Below are 14035 nucleotides of genomic sequence, written 5' to 3' on the forward strand. Positions count from 1 at the left end.
GAACATGGCTCATGCCTCCAGGAGCGTGTCGTCGCCGAGGTGGGCGAGGCGTTCGGCGACCTGGTCTGCCGTCGGGGCGGTCGTCCGGCCGGCGAGGCGGCCGTCCGCGAGGAACTGCACGGCGTCCGCGTAGGACGCCGCGACCGGGTCGTGCGTCACCATCACCACGGTCCTGCCGTGCACCCGCACCGCCTCCTGGAGCAGCCGCAGCACGTCGCGGGCGCTGCGGGTGTCGAGGGCGCCGGTCGGCTCGTCCGCGAAGATCACGGAGGGTTCGCTGACCAGCGCGCGGGCGATGGCGACGCGCTGGCGCTGGCCGCCGGAGAGCTGGTCGGGGGTGTGCCCGAGCCGGTCGCCGAGGCCGACGTCGGCGAGGATCTGCTCGACCCTGGCCCGGTGGACGCGCCGCCCGGCGAGCCGCAGCGGCAGGACGGTGTTCTGCGCGACGGTGAGCGTCGGCAGCAGGTTGTACTGCTGGAAGACGAAGCCGATGCGGGTGCGGCGGAACTTGGTGAGCGCGGCCTCGCCGCGGGCCGGGCCGGGGCCGCCGGTCATCTCCTCGCCGTCGACCACGACGAGGCCGCTGTCGGGGCGGTCGAGTCCCGCCGCGCAGTGCAGCAGGGTCGACTTGCCGGAGCCGGAGGGGCCCATCACGGCCGTGAAGCTGCCGGTGGGCAGGCTGAGGGTGATGTCGTCGAGCGCCCTGACCTGCGTGCCGCGGGCGGCGCCCGCGCCGTCGTCCGTCGCGCCGTACGTCTTGGTGACCTTGACGAGGCGGAGCGCCTCACCGCGGCCGTGCTCGGCTGTCCGTCCGTGCTGTGCGTCGTGTCGCATGACCGCCCGTCCCCTCGTCCGGCGCCCGGTGCGCCTCGTCCACGACGCTACGGACGGCGGGCGCGCGGGACATGGGGCGTACGGCCCGGACCTGGGGTGTCGTCAGGTACACCCCGGAACTACAGGTGACCGCCCGAGCGGGCGAGCCAGCGGCCGGCGTGCCGGGTGACCTCGATGGGGCGGCCGAAGCAGGCCGTCATGCGCTCGGCCGTCAGGACCTCGTCGACGTGGCCGCGGGCGAGGACGCGGCCGTCGCGCAGGAGCAGGGCGTGGCTGATCGCCGGGGAGAGCTCCTCCAGGTGGTGGGTCACGGTCACGGTGGCCAGTTCCGGCCGGTTCACGGCCAGTTGGCGCATGGTGTCGATGAGGTCCTCGCGCGAGGGCAGGTCGAGTGCGTTGAAGGGCTCGTCGAGCAGCAGCAGCGCCGGGTTCGCCATGAGGGCGCGGGCGATGAGGATGCGGGCGCGCTGGCCGCCGGAGCAGACGCCGTACTCGCGGTCGGCGAGGTCCTTGATCTGGAGTTCGGCGAGCAGTTCGTGGGCGCGCTCGCGCACCTCGGCGTCGTAGGACTTCCACAGCGGCTGGACGGTGCCGGTGTGGCCGGTGAGGACGACGGTGTGTCCGGTGAGGTCCTGCGGGACCCGCTGGGAGGTGGAGACGTGGCCGATGTGGGCGCGCAGTTCGCGCACGTCGACGCGGCCGAGTCGGTGGCCGAGGACCTCGACGGTGCCGGTGGTGGGGAAGGTGGTGGCGCCGACCAGGCGCAGGATGCTGGTCTTGCCCGCGCCGTTGGGGCCGAGCAGCGCCCAGTGCTCGCCGGAGCGGACGGTCCAGTCGATGCCGTCGAGGATGATCTGGCCGGTGGTGTAGCGGCGCATGCTCGCGCCGTCGAGGGCGGCCACGACGCGCCCGCCGCCCGCGCTCTTCGCCTGCTCGTCCGTGCCGCTCATGGCGCCTCCCGCTTCGTCGCGTACCGGACGGAGAGTAGCTGTAGGCGGCATTTATCCGCGGGCGCGTCCGAGTCGTGGACGGGCCGGCCGCCGCGGGGCCGGGGTCCACCGACCGGTGGACCCCGGGTTCAACCGGTCGCCGCTGTCGTCGGCACCTCCCTCGCGACCAGCATGGACGTCATGACCAACTACCCCGTACGCATGGCTCGTTGGAGCGCCGGACACCCCTGGCGGGCGATCACCGGATGGTTCCTCTTCGTCGTTCTCTGTCTCGGTGCCGGAATCGCCGTCGGCTCGAACCCCGCCACGTCGGCGGACTTCGGTGTCGGCGAGGCCGGGCGCGGTGAGGCGATCGCCCGGGACGGCGGGCTCGCGCAGCGGCCCGTCGAGCGAGTGCTGATCGAAGCCCGCTCGGACGGCGCCCGGCCGGCGCGCGACGAGGGCGGCGCCGTCGCCCGTGAGGTCGCGGAGCGGATGCGCGCCCTGCCCGAGGTGCGGTCCGTGGCCGCGCCCGTGTGGTCGAAGGACGGCCGGGCGGTGCGCGTCGACGTCACCATGAAGGGCGCCGAGCTCGACGGCAAGAAGCACGTCGACCCGCTGCGGGCGCAGACCGCCGCGGTGCAGAAGGCACATCCCGGGCTGCGCGTGGAGGAGACCGGCGGCCCGTCCATCAGCCAGGGCGTGGACAAGCTGCGCGGCAGCGATCTGTCCCGTACGGAGATGATCGCGCTGCCGATCACCCTGCTGACGCTGCTGTTCGTGTTCCGGTCCGTGGCGATGGCGACCGTGCCGCTGCTGCTCGCGCTCACCTCGATCGTCGCGTCCGTGGGCCTGTCCATGCTGGCCTCGCACGTCTTCCCCGACGCGGGCGTCGGCACGAACATCATCCTGCTGATCGGGCTGGCCGTCGGCGTCGACTACACACTGTTCTATCTGAAGCGCGAACGGGAGGAACGGGCGCGCGCCGCAGGGAAGTTGAGCCCGCAGGCGCTGGTGGAGCTGGCCGCCGCCACGTCGGGCCGGGCCGTGGTCCTCTCCGGTCTCGCGGTCGCCGTCTCCAGCGCGACGCTCTACCTCGCCGACGACGTGATCTTCTCCTCGATCGCCACCGCGGCGATCGTGGTGACCCTGGTGGCCGTGGTCAGCTCGCTGACGGTGCTGCCCGCGCTGCTCGTCAGGACCGGGGCGCGGGCCGAGCGCCGGGCGGCCCGCCGCGGGAAGCGCCCCGCCGCCGCGAAGCCCGTACGCCACAACGCCCTGCTGCGGCTCACCGCCCGCCGCCCCGCCGCCGTACTGACGGTCGCGGTCGTGGCCCTGCTCGCCCTGGCGGCGCCGATGCTCGGCATGAAGCTGACCGACATGGGGCGCGAGACGCATTCGCGGCAGGTGCAGTCGATGCCCGCCTTCGACCGGCTCAACGCGGCGTTCCCCGAGGTCAAGGCCTCGCACCAGGTCGTCGTACGGGCCGATGCCGACCGGTCGGACGAGGTGACGCGCGCGCTGCGCGAGCTCGGCGCGACCGCCACCGGGGACGATCCGGCGCTGGCCGGCACCTACACCGTGCGCACCTCCGCCGACCGCCGTGTCAGCTCGCTCGACCTGCCGGTGCCGCACTACGTCAGCACGGCGCCCGCGCAGGACTCCCTGGAACGACTGCGGGACCGCTATCTGCCGGACACGGTGGGCACGTTGACCGGTGACATCGACTCCGCGGTGACCGGGGACGTGGCCCGCTACGCCGACTATCCCGAGCACCAGAAGCAGAAGCTTCCGCTGATCATCGGGGCGCTGCTGCTCGTGACGTTCGCGATGACCGTGTGGGCGTTCCGCTCGGTGGTGCTCGGCCTGATCGGCGTCGTGCTCAACCTGCTGTCCGCCGCGGCGTCGCTCGGCGTGCTGACCCTGGTGTTCCAGGGGAGCTGGGCCGAGGGACCGCTCGACTTCACCTCGACCGGGACGATCGGTTCGCGGGTGCCGCTGTTCCTCTTCGTGATCCTGTTCGGCCTGTCGATGGACTACCAGGTGTTCGTGATCAGCCGGATCAGGGAGGCCGTGCTGCGCGGGACGCCGACGCGGCAGGCGGTGCTCGACGGGGTCGGCAGCTCGGCCGGGGTGGTGACCAGCGCGGCCTTCGTGATGGTGACGGTGTTCGCCAGCTTCGTGTCGCTGCACTTCATCGAGATGAAGCAGATCGGCTTCAGCCTGGCGGTGGCGGTGCTGCTCGACGCGTTCGCCATCCGGGTGCTGATCCTGCCCGCGCTCATGCTGCTGCTGGGCGAGGCAAGTTGGTGGCCCGCCCGCCGCCGGGACCGGGAGCCGAGCGGAACCCCGGCGGACCGGATCATGGCGAACGTAGGCTGATCCGATGTTGCAACGACCGCGGCGCGGCGACCCGTTCTGGATCTGGTTCCTGCACTCGTGGGATCTGTTCTCCTGGGCGATCATCGGCCTGCTGGCCCTGATCACGGTCCTGCACGACGCACCCGCCGGACAGCGGTACGGGTCGCTCGCGCTGATGGCCGTGCTCGGCTGCGGCAACGCGGCGGTCCGCCGCTGGGGCCGCGACGGGGCGGCCGGCGGGTACGCCTACCTCGGCCTGCTGATCCCCGTCCTCGGGCTGCTGGCCTATCTGCGCGACGGCTTCGGGGTGCTGTTCACCGTGACGCTGGGCCAGTTCGTGGTGTACGCGGACAGCCGGCGCGGCGCGCTGGTCGGCAGCGGCCTGGGTGCGCTCGCCATCACGCTCGGCGCTGTGCTGCGGGAGGGCTGGCGGGTGGAGGAGCTGACCCGCAACACCGTCTCCAGCCTCGCGGTGTACGTGGTGGGCGCGCTGGTCGTGACGCTGACCCCGCGGGCCCTGGAGCTGCGTGACGAGCGGGCCAGGCTGCGGGACGAACTGGCCAGCACGCAGATGGAGTTGAGCGAGGCGCTGCGCCGCGAGGGAGCGGCCACCGAACGCTCCAGGCTGGCCCGGGAGATCCACGACACCCTCGCGCAGGGCTTCGCCTCCATCGTGGTCCTGGCGGAGGCGGCGCGCGCCGGCCTGGACGTCGATCCGGTCCGCACCGCACAGCAGTTGACGTCCATCGAGCAGACGGCGCGGGAGAATCTCGCGGAGGCGCGTGCGCTGGTCGGCGCGACACCGCCGCCGGGCGGCGCGGTGCAGGGGTCGGTGTCGACGACGCTGCGCCGCACCCTGGACCGGTTCGCCGAGGACACCGGGACAGCGGTGGACGCGGAGCTGGCGGACGTCGACTGCGATCAGCAGACCCGGATCGCGCTGCTGCGCTGCACCCAGGAGTCCCTCGCCAACGTCCGCAAGCACGCCGCCGCCTCGACGGTCGTCGTGGTCCTCGCCCAGGGCCCGGGCGTCGTCGATCTGGAGATCACGGACGACGGCCGGGGTTTCGACGTGGCCGCCGCCCGCGGCTTCGGCCTCGACGGCATGCGCAAGCGGCTCGACGAGCTCGGCGGCGAGCTGACCGTCACCAGCTCGCTCGGCGACGGCACCCTCGTCCGCGCGTCCCTGCCCCTCGTCACCGACGTTCCCCTTCAGGAGTCCGTATGACCAGCCAGGACCAGCGCCTTCTGCGGGTCGTCGTGGTCGACGACCACACCGTGATGCGGGCCGGCGTGCTCGCACTGCTCGCGCCGGATCCCGGCATCGAGGTCGTCGGGGAGGCGGACGACGGGGGCGCGGGCGTGACGTTGGTCGAGGAACTCAGCCCCGATGTCGCCCTGTTGGACCTGCGTATGCCGGTCCTCGACGGGGTCGAGGCGACCCGGCGGATCGTCGCGGGCCCGAGCGGCACCCGCGTCCTGATCCTGACCACGTACGACACGGACACCGAGATCGAGCGTGCGGTGGAGGCCGGGGCGATCGGCTACCTCCTCAAGGACACCTCGCGTGAGCAGCTGGTCGACGCGATCCGTTCGGCGGCCCGCGGTGAGACGGTGCTCGCCCCGCGCGTCGCGCAGAAGCTCGTCGCGAAGATGCGCCGCCCGGTGCAGACGGCGCTCACCGCGCGCGAGGTGGACGTCCTGACGGCGGTGGCCGACGGGCTGTCCAACGCCGACATCGGCAAGCGGCTGGTGATCGGCGAGGCGACCGTGAAGACCCATCTGCTGCGGGTCTTCGCGAAGTTGGACGTCAGCGACCGGACCAGGGCGGTGGTCGTGGCGATGGAGCGCGGCCTGCTGGAGCGGCCCGGCGAGGCCTGAGGCCGCCCGGGGAACGGCTTCGTGCACGACCGTTGACACTCTCAGAGATCAAGTGATCTATTCACTTTATGAGTTACGCGGATCAGCCGTCCCTGTCCGAACGCCTCGCGGACGACATAGTCGAGATCATCCGTACCGAGCGGCTCTCCCCCGGTGACACCCTGGCCTCCTCGCGCGAGCTGGCCCGACGCTTCGAGGTGACGACGCCGACCGTGCGGGAGGCACTGCGCCGTCTGGAGGCGACGCAGGTCGTGGAGTTCCGGCACGGCTCGGGCACCTACGTCGGGCCGGGCATCGAGCGGCGCCTGCTCGCCAACCCCCATCTGCCGCGCAGCACCCGGCAGTCCGTGCTGGAACTCGTCGAGGCCCGGCTCGTCGTGGAGCCGGCCGTCGCCGCCGAGGCGGCCCGGGTCCGGCTCCCCCAGGGCCTGGAGCAGTTGACGTACGCGGCGGCCAACGCCCTGTTCCCGCCGGAGGAGTCGGTGCGCCGCTCCGTGCACTTCCATGTCGCGCTGGCCGCGTCGAGCGGGAACGCGCTGCTGAAGGAGACCGTCGAGGCGCTGCTCCAGGTCCGCGCCCGCGACCAGATCGAGATCCGGCACCGGTACAACGACCGGGAGCGCGACCACGCCGAGCACCTGCTCATCCTCGAAGCGGTGCGGGACGGCGACGCGGACGCCGCCGAGCGCATCACGCGCGAGCACCTCGGGGCGATCCGGGACGCCGTGCTGGCCGCCGATCTCCCCGCCGGGGGTGAGCTGTCGTGAGCGCCGGCATGCCGCTCAGGCTGGCCGAGTTGACGACCAAGGAGGCCGCCGACGCCGTCACCGCGGCACCCGTCGTGATCATTCCCGCCGGGGCGTTCGAGCAGCACGGGCCCGGCCTGCCGATCGCCACGGACACCGTGCGCGCCGAGCGGATCGCGGAGCTGGTCGCCGTCCGGCTCGCCGGGCGGGTGGTGCTCGGGCCGCCGCTGCCGGTCGGGGTGTCGCCGCACCACATGGCGTTCGCCGGGACCGTGACGCTGACGACGTCGACGTTCGCGGCCGTGGTGCGCGAGTACGTGGCGAGTCTGCGCCGGCACGGCTGGCGGCGGTTCCTCGTGCTGACCGGGCACGGCGGGAACAACGCGGCGCTCACCACGGTCGCGCAGGATCTCCTGGTCGCGGATCCCGAGGTGCGGTTCGCCTGGTCGCCGGTGACCGCGCTGGCCTCCGGCGTGGTGGCGGGGATGGGGGTGAGCGAGGTGCACGGGCACAGCGGGGAGGCGGAGACGGCCCAAATGCTGTACCTGGCACCAGAGTTGGTGCGCACCGATCGGCTCAGGCCGGGGACCACGTCGCGGGACGGACTGAAGCCCGAGGCCAGGCTGGCCCGTACGTTCGCTCAGCCCTCCCTGACCCTGCCGTACGACGAGTTGAGCGCCAACGGCGTGCTCGGTGATCCGACACGGGTGACCGCGGACGACGGGCGGGCCGTCGTGGACGCGGTCGTCGAGCGTGTGTGTGCGTTTGTCGAGGAGTGGCTCGACATCTAGTGGCCGCTCCCCGTCCGCGGGCCGCCTGCGCCGGTCGCGCCCGCGCGACGGAGCCGCCCATCGAAACAGCCCGGCGCCCCTGACGGGCGCCCCCTATTGAGGAGCCGTCCATGAAGGGTCTACTTCGGCGTGCCTGCGTCCTGGGCACCGCGCTCATCGCTCTGCCGCTCGCCCCCTCCCATGCCGCCGACGTCCGGCCCTCCTCCGCCGGATGCGGCGCCGCCTCGCCCCAGGAGCCCGGCACCAGCGTCCCGTACAGCCTCACCAGCGGCGGGCGCGAGCGGACGTATCAGCTGCACCTGCCCGACGGCTATGACGCGAGCCGGAGTTGGCCGCTGATCGTCGCCTATCACGGGCGCGGCAACACCGGCGCCGGCACCGAGGCGTTCTCCCGGCTGTCGACCCTGCCCGCCGTCGTCGCGTACCCCGACGGGGTCGTCGGCACCGGCGACGGGGACCGGCAGGCGTGGCAGGGCGCGCCGTACGCGGCGCCCGGGGTGGACGACGTGGCGTTCACCGGTGGCCTGCTCGACAGCCTGGAGGGCCGGCTCTGCGTGGACACACGGCGGGTGTACGCCACCGGGAAGTCGAACGGTGCCGGGTTCACCGGGCTGCTCGCCTGCCGGATGGCCGACCGGTTCGCCGCCGTCGCGCCGGTCGCCGGGGCGTTCTACCCGGGGACCGGCGAGGACTGCGCGCCCCGACGCCCCGTGCCCGTCATCGACTTCCACGGCACGAAAGACGCCACCATCCCCTACGCGGGCGACGCGGAGCGCGGGCTGCCCGCGATCCCCGACTGGGTGGCCGGCTGGGCCGGGCGGGACGGCTGCGCCCGGCGGCTGCCCGACGAGGTGACGGAGCCGGACATCACGACGTCGCGGTGGACCGACTGCGCCGACGGCTCCGAGGTGACGCATGTCGCGGTGACCGACGGCGGGCACACCTGGCCGGGCGCCGACGGGTACAGCGGCGGCGGCACCACCACGCAGACGATCAAGGCCCACGAGGTGCTGTGGGACTTCTTCCGCAACCACCGACTCCCTTCCCCGACACGCTAGTTGGAGCCGCCGTCATGTCCGTGGAGAGACAGGCACCACCGCAGGAGGAGGCAGCGCCGCTGCCGCGCGTCATCCGCGCCCTGGCCGTCGTGGAACGGGCGGGCAACGCCCTGCCGCATCCCTTCTGGCTGTTCTGGATCCTGTCGGCGGTGCTCGCCGTCGTCAGCGCCGTGCTCGCCGGGTTCGACGTGTCCGTCGTGTCGCCCGCCGACGGGAAGAGCGTCACCGTGCAGAACCTGCTCAGCGGTGACGGGCTCGCCATGGCGGTGTCGTCGATGGTGTCGAACTTCGCCGCGTTCCCGCCCATGGCGACGATCGTCGTGGTCATCATGGGGGTCGCCGTGGCCGAGCGCAGCGGGTTCCTCGCCGCCGCGATGAAGGTCGGCGTGGCCCGGGTGCCCGCGTCGTGGGTGGTGTTCGCGGTGGCGTTCGCCGGGACGGTGGCGCACGTCGCCTCGGCCGCCGCGTACATCATCCTGGTGCCGCTCGGCGGCCTCGCCTTCCGTGCCGTGGGCCGCTCCCCCGTGCTCGGCATCGTCGTGGCGTACACGTCGATCGCCTCCGGCTACGACGCGAGCCCCGTGCCCACACCGAACGACGCCCTCTTCGCGGGCATCACCACGGCGGCCGCGAAGATCACCGGCGGCGACGACGCGTACGTGTCCCCCCTGTCCAACTGGTTCTTCAACATCGCCTCCTCGCTGCTGCTCGCCGCCGTCATCACGCTCGTCACGCGGTACGTCCTGGCCCGCAGGCCCGACCTCGACCCCGATCCGGACGCCGACGTCGAGGACCTCGGCGCGCTGCACCTGAGCGGGCGGGAGCGGTCCGCGCTGCGGGCGGCGCTGCTCGCGCTCGGCGCCGGCCTGGTGCTGGTCGTCGCGGCGCTGCTGCCGCACTCCTCACCGCTGCGCGGCGACGGCGGCAGCATCGTCGAGTCGCCGTTCCTGGACGGCATCGCGGCCGTGGTGGCCTGCCTGTTCGCGGTCACCGGCATCGTGTACGGCAGGCGCGCCGGGTCCGTCGAGCGGGCCGGGGACGTGCCCCGGCTGATGGCCGAGGGCGTCAAGCAGATGGCCCCCGTCCTGGTGCTCTTCTTCGCGATCGCCCAGTTCCTCGCCTACTTCGACTGGACGCACATCGGGGACGTGCTGGCGGTGCGGGCGGCGGAGGCGCTGCGGCACAGCGGCATGCCGATCGTCGTGGTCTTCCTGCTGGTCCTGGTGCTGCTGACCCTGGTCAACGTGATGGTCACCAGCGGTTCGGCGATGTGGGCGCTGGCCGCGCCGGTCCTGGTGCCGATGCTGATGCTGGTGCACGTGCCGGCGGAGACGACGCAGGCGCTGTTCCGCATCGCCGACTCCGGGTCGACCGCGATCACACCGATGAGCCCGTACTTCGTGATGGCGCTCGGCTTCCTGCAGCGCTACCGCAGGAGCGCGGGCATCGGCACGCTCGCCTCGTACACCCTGCCCCTGGCGATCGCTATGACAGTGGCGTGGACGCTGCTGTTCCTGGCGTGGTGGGTGCTGGGGATTCCGCTCGGTCCGGGGGCGGCGGTGCGCTGAGCGCGGCCCGCAGGGTCAGCACCATGGTGAGGCCGCCGCCGGGGGTGTCCTCGGCGGCGAGCGTGCCGCCCATCGCCTCGGCGAAGCCGCGGGCCACCGCGAGGCCGAGGCCCACTCCGGCGCCGCGCGGGGCGTCGCCGTAGCGCTGGAACGGGGCGAAGATCCGGTCCTTGGTGTCGTCGGGGACGCCGGGCCCGCGGTCCACGACCCGCAGTTCGACCCGGTCGCCGTGGGCGCTCGCGGCGACCAGGACCGGCCGGCCGTCGGGCGTGTGCTGCACGGCGTTCTCCACGATGTTGGCGACCGAGCGCTCCAGCAGCCCCGGGTCGGCGAGCACCATCGGGAGCGTCTCGGGGATGTCGAGGCCGACCAGGCCGAGGCGGTCGTCCGGTACGCCGCCGAGCGCCGTCGGCACCACCTCGTCGAGGTCGGTCTCCCGGGTCAGCGCGGCGAGCGTGCCGGTCTGCAGGCGCGACATGTCGAGCAGGTTGCCGACGAGGTGGTCGAGGCGGTCGGCGCCGTCCTCGATGGCCGCCAGAAGGTCGGCCCGGTCGCGCGCGGACCATTCGACGTCGTCCGCGCGCAGCGAGGTGACGGAGGCCTTGATGCCGGACAAGGGGGTGCGCAGGTCGTGGCTGACGGCGGCGAGCAGGGCGGTGCGGATGCGGTTGCCCTCGGCGAGCGTGCGGGCCCGGTCCGCCTCGGACTTGAGGCGTTCGCGGTCGACGAGGACCACGGCCTGCGCGGCGAACGCGGCCAGCACCCTGCGGTCCTCGGCGGGCAGGGCGCGGCCCGTGAGGACGAGCGCCGTACCGTCGTCGACGGGCATGTCGACATCGGCGTCCTCGGGGCGGGCGGGGGCGGGCCCCGGGCCGGCGCTGCCCGCGCAGGTCCAGGGGTGGGTGTCGCTCTCGCGTTCCAGCAGGGCGGCGGACCGCATCGCGAACGTCTCGCGTACGCGGTCGAGGAGCGCCTCCAGGCCGGTCTCGCCGCGCAGTACGCCGCCCGCGAGGAAGGACAGGACCTGCGACTCGGCGCGCAGTCTGGCCGCCTGGTGGGTGCGGCGGGCCGCCAGGTCGACGACCGAGGCCACGGACGCCGCGACGCCGAGGAAGACGGCCAGGGCGAGGATGTTCTCCGGGTCGGAGATGGTCAGCCGGTGGATCGGCGGTGTGGCGAACCAGTTGAGCAGCAGCGAGCCGAACGCGGCCGAGGCGAGCGCGGGCCGCAGGCCGCCGAGGAGGGCCGCCGCCACGGTCAGCGACAGGAACAGCAGCATGTCGTTGGCGAGGCCGAGGCCGGGGGCGACGGCGCTGATGAGGACGGTGAGCAGGGCGGGTCCCGCGATGCCCGTCACCCAGCCCCACAGTGTGCGGCGGCGGCCGACGCCGGTGCGGGCGGCCGGGGCGAGACCGCGGCCGCTGCCCATCTCGTCGTGCGTGACGAGGTGGGCGTCGAGGTCGGGCCCGCACTCGCGGGCGACGGTCGCGCCGACGCCGGGCCCGAAGGCGTACTGCCAGGTCCGGCGGCGGGAGACGCCGAGGACGAGCTGGGTGGCGTTGACGCCGCGGGCGAAGGAGAGCAGCGCGGTGGGGATGTCGTCGCCGACGACGTGGTGGTAGGTGCCCCCGAGGTCCTCGGCGAGGGTGCGCTGGACGGCGAGTTCCTTGGGCGAGGCGGCGGTGAGGCCGTCACTGCGGGCGATGTGGACCGCCAGCACCTCACCGCCGGCGCCCTTCTCCGCGAGCCGCGCCGCGCGTCGGATCAGCGTACGGCCCTCGGGTCCGCCGGTCAGTCCGACGACGATGCGCTCGCGTGAGCCCCAGATCGTCGAGACCCGGTGCTCGCTGCGGTATTCCTGGAGGTACTCGTCGGCCCGGTCGGCGACCCAGAGCAGGGCGAGCTCGCGCAGCGCCGTGAGGTTTCCGGGGCGGAAGTAGTTGGACAGGGCCGCGTCGACCTTGTCCGGCTGGTAGATGTTGCCGTGCGCCATGCGACGGCGCAGCGCCTGCGGTGACATGTCGACGAGCTCGATCTGGTCGGCGCGCCGCACCACCTCGTCCGGCACCGTCTCGCGCTGCCGGACCCCGGTGATCGACTCGACGACGTCGCCCAGCGACTCCAGGTGCTGGATGTTGACGGTCGAGACGACGTCGATCCCGGCCGCGAGGAGCTCCTCGACGTCCTGCCAGCGCTTGGCGTTGCGCGACCCCGGCACGTTCGTGTGCGGCAGCTCGTCGACGAGGGCGACCTGCGGCCGGCGGGCGAGCACGGCGTTCACGTCCAGCTCGGTGAACACCGTGCCGCGGTACTCCAGTCGCTGTCGCGGGACCTGTTCCAGGCCGTGCAGCATCACCTCGGTGCGCGGCCGGTCGTGGTGCTCGACGAACGCGACCACGCAGTCGGTGCCGCGCTCGGTACGGCGGTGCGCCTCGGAGAGCATCGCGTACGTCTTGCCGACGCCGGGTGCGGAGCCGAGGTAGATCCTGAACCTGCCGCGGGCCATCTGCCTGTCTGTTCCCCTCAGTGCCCGGGTTGCTCGAAGCGGTAGCCCATGCCGGGCTCGGTGATCAGGTAGCGCGGACGCGAGGGGTCCGCTTCGAGTTTCCGCCTCAACTGGGCCATGTAGACGCGGAGATAGTTGGTCTTGGTGCTCTGCGCGGCGCCCCAGACCTCGTGGAGCAGCTGCCGCTGACTGATCAGCCGGCCCGGGTGGCGGACCAGGATCTCCAGGAGGTGCCATTCGGTGGGGGTCAGGCGGATGTCGCGCCCGTCCCGTACCGCCTTCTTGGCCACCAGGTCGACGGTGAAGCCGTCCGTGGTGACGACCGCGGTGTCGGGGGCCGCGGGCGCCGGCTCGGTGCGGCGCACCGCCGCCCGCAGCCGGGCGAGCAGCTCGTCCATGCTGAACGGCTTGGTCACGTAGTCGTCGGCGCCCGCGTCGAGCGCCGCGACCTTCTCCGCGAAGGCGCGGCGTGCCGAGAGGACCATGATGGGGACGCGGGTCCAGCCGCGCAGCGCCCTGATCACGTCGAGGCCGTCCATGTCGGGCAGGCCCAGGTCCAGGACGACGACGTCCGGCTGCCGCGCGGCGGCCAGACGGAGCGCGGTGGCTCCGTCCGGCGCCGCGTCGACCCCGAACCTGCGCGCCTGGATGGTGAGGACCAGGGCCCGGACGAGCAGCGGATCGTCCTCCACCACCAGTACCCGGGTCATCCGCTCTCGGCGGTCAACTGCTGGAGCGCGACGTTGAGTTCGAGGACGTTGACCCCGGGCTCCCCCATGAACCCGAGGATCCGGCCGTCGGTGTGGTCGTCGACGAGCTTGCGGACCTGCGCGACGGAGAGGTGGTTGCGCTCCGCGACGCGGTGGATCTGGAGGTCGGCGTACCGAGGTGAGATGGCCGGGTCGAGGCCCGAGCCGGAGGAGGTGACGGCGTCCGCCGGGACGTCCGAGGGCCGCACCCGGTACGTCGTCGTGGAGTTGTCCTCGACCACGGCGGCCCTGGCCTCCTCGACCTGCTTGATCAGGTCCTTGTTGTCGCCGGAGAGGTTGGTGGCGCCGGACAGGATCAGCTTGTACTGCGTGTTGACGCTGTTCTCGCCGAGGCCGTTGGACGGGCGCGGCTGGAACCACTTCAGGTCGGGCTTGCCGTCCTTGGTGAGGTACGTCTGCCCGATGAGCGAGGAGCCGACCACCCTGCCCCCGGACGTGATCTCCGAGCCGTTGGCCTTGTCGTGGAACGCGACCTGGGCGATGCCGGTCACCGCGAGCGGGTAGAGGACGCCGCACACGACGGTGAGGAGGAGCAGGGCGCGCAGCCCCGCCCACAGCAACCGGGCCGTGTTTCCTACCGAGTTGTTCATC

12 protein-coding genes are annotated in these 14035 nt (G+C 72.9%); 7 read left to right on the forward strand and 5 right to left on the reverse strand.

What is annotated here, in order from left to right; all coding sequences use genetic code 11:
• Positions 1-9: 9 nt before the first annotated feature.
• Positions 10-834 carry an ABC transporter ATP-binding protein gene (locus ACQUQD_RS10185; RefSeq protein ID WP_428951718.1) on the reverse strand — a complete coding sequence of 275 codons (825 nt, stop codon included), beginning with the start codon at positions 832-834 and terminating at the stop codon, positions 10-12.
• A 119-nt stretch (positions 835-953) separates the two neighbouring features.
• Complete coding sequence (locus ACQUQD_RS10190) at positions 954-1784, reverse strand: ABC transporter ATP-binding protein (RefSeq protein ID WP_428951719.1); 831 nt, start codon at positions 1782-1784, stop codon at positions 954-956.
• A 180-nt stretch (positions 1785-1964) separates the two neighbouring features.
• Between ACQUQD_RS10190 and ACQUQD_RS10195 the strand changes: the two genes are divergently transcribed.
• The 7 genes from ACQUQD_RS10195 to ACQUQD_RS10225 all read left to right on the forward strand — a co-directional run bounded on the left by ACQUQD_RS10195 (position 1965) and on the right by ACQUQD_RS10225 (position 10168).
• The gene (locus ACQUQD_RS10195; protein ID WP_428951720.1) at positions 1965-4145 is read left to right on the forward strand and encodes an MMPL family transporter; all 2181 of its coding nucleotides are present in this window, start codon (positions 1965-1967) and stop codon (positions 4143-4145) included.
• A gap of 4 nt (positions 4146-4149) precedes the next feature.
• Positions 4150-5352, forward strand: coding sequence for a sensor histidine kinase (locus tag ACQUQD_RS10200; protein ID WP_428951721.1), 1203 nt, complete (start codon positions 4150-4152; stop codon positions 5350-5352).
• Positions 5349-6005 carry a response regulator gene (locus ACQUQD_RS10205; RefSeq protein ID WP_428951722.1) on the forward strand — a complete coding sequence of 219 codons (657 nt, stop codon included), beginning with the start codon at positions 5349-5351 and terminating at the stop codon, positions 6003-6005. Before ACQUQD_RS10200 ends, ACQUQD_RS10205 begins: the two co-directional genes overlap by 4 nt.
• Positions 6006-6073: 68 nt before the next feature.
• Positions 6074-6772: a FadR/GntR family transcriptional regulator gene (locus tag ACQUQD_RS10210; protein ID WP_428951723.1), complete on the forward strand. Its 699-nt coding sequence runs from the start codon at positions 6074-6076 to the stop codon at positions 6770-6772.
• Positions 6769-7542 carry a creatininase family protein gene (locus ACQUQD_RS10215; RefSeq protein ID WP_428951724.1) on the forward strand — a complete coding sequence of 258 codons (774 nt, stop codon included), beginning with the start codon at positions 6769-6771 and terminating at the stop codon, positions 7540-7542. Before ACQUQD_RS10210 ends, ACQUQD_RS10215 begins: the two co-directional genes overlap by 4 nt.
• 110 nt (positions 7543-7652) lie before the next feature.
• On the forward strand, positions 7653-8600 hold the full coding sequence (locus ACQUQD_RS10220) for an alpha/beta hydrolase family esterase (protein ID WP_428951725.1): 948 nt from the start codon (positions 7653-7655) through the stop codon (positions 8598-8600).
• Between the two features lie 14 nt (positions 8601-8614).
• Positions 8615-10168, forward strand: a complete 1554-nt coding sequence (locus ACQUQD_RS10225) for an AbgT family transporter (RefSeq protein WP_428951726.1) — start codon at positions 8615-8617, stop codon at positions 10166-10168.
• Here the strand turns inward: ACQUQD_RS10225 and ACQUQD_RS10230 are convergent.
• The 3 genes from ACQUQD_RS10230 to ACQUQD_RS10240 are packed head-to-tail and all read right to left on the reverse strand — an operon-like array spanning position 10086 to position 14034.
• Entirely contained in the window at positions 10086-12674 is a 2589-nt protein-coding gene (locus ACQUQD_RS10230) for an ATP-binding protein (RefSeq protein ID WP_428951727.1), read from the reverse strand. The two genes, ACQUQD_RS10225 and ACQUQD_RS10230, sit on opposite strands and share 83 nt — an antisense overlap.
• A 17-nt stretch (positions 12675-12691) precedes the next feature.
• On the reverse strand, positions 12692-13384 hold the full coding sequence (locus ACQUQD_RS10235; protein WP_428951728.1) for a response regulator: 693 nt from the start codon (positions 13382-13384) through the stop codon (positions 12692-12694).
• Positions 13381-14034 carry a potassium-transporting ATPase subunit C gene (locus ACQUQD_RS10240; protein ID WP_428951729.1) on the reverse strand — a complete coding sequence of 218 codons (654 nt, stop codon included), beginning with the start codon at positions 14032-14034 and terminating at the stop codon, positions 13381-13383. Before ACQUQD_RS10240 ends, ACQUQD_RS10235 begins: the two co-directional genes overlap by 4 nt.
• Position 14035: the final 1 nt, after the last annotated feature.

This window comes from Streptomyces sp. cg35 (assembly GCF_050410835.1).
In the GTDB taxonomy this organism is placed as follows: Bacteria; Actinomycetota; Actinomycetes; order Streptomycetales; family Streptomycetaceae; genus Streptomyces.

Excerpts from the sequence above, each read along its gene's own strand:
- ACQUQD_RS10230 (WP_428951727.1), bottom strand. The coding sequence starts at position 12,674 with ATGGCCCGCGGCAGGTTCAGGATCTACCTCGGCTCCGCACCCGGCGTC.
- ACQUQD_RS10205 (WP_428951722.1), top strand. The coding sequence starts at position 5,349 with ATGACCAGCCAGGACCAGCGCCTTCTGCGGGTCGTCGTGGTCGACGAC.
- ACQUQD_RS10210 (WP_428951723.1), top strand. The coding sequence starts at position 6,074 with ATGAGTTACGCGGATCAGCCGTCCCTGTCCGAACGCCTCGCGGACGAC.
- ACQUQD_RS10190 (WP_428951719.1), bottom strand. The coding sequence starts at position 1,784 with ATGAGCGGCACGGACGAGCAGGCGAAGAGCGCGGGCGGCGGGCGCGTC.
- ACQUQD_RS10240 (WP_428951729.1), bottom strand. The coding sequence starts at position 14,034 with ATGAACAACTCGGTAGGAAACACGGCCCGGTTGCTGTGGGCGGGGCTG.
- ACQUQD_RS10235 (WP_428951728.1), bottom strand. The coding sequence starts at position 13,384 with ATGACCCGGGTACTGGTGGTGGAGGACGATCCGCTGCTCGTCCGGGCC.
- ACQUQD_RS10195 (WP_428951720.1), top strand. The coding sequence starts at position 1,965 with ATGACCAACTACCCCGTACGCATGGCTCGTTGGAGCGCCGGACACCCC.
- ACQUQD_RS10185 (WP_428951718.1), bottom strand. The coding sequence starts at position 834 with ATGCGACACGACGCACAGCACGGACGGACAGCCGAGCACGGCCGCGGT.
- ACQUQD_RS10200 (WP_428951721.1), top strand. The coding sequence starts at position 4,150 with ATGTTGCAACGACCGCGGCGCGGCGACCCGTTCTGGATCTGGTTCCTG.
- ACQUQD_RS10220 (WP_428951725.1), top strand. The coding sequence starts at position 7,653 with ATGAAGGGTCTACTTCGGCGTGCCTGCGTCCTGGGCACCGCGCTCATC.
- ACQUQD_RS10225 (WP_428951726.1), top strand. The coding sequence starts at position 8,615 with ATGTCCGTGGAGAGACAGGCACCACCGCAGGAGGAGGCAGCGCCGCTG.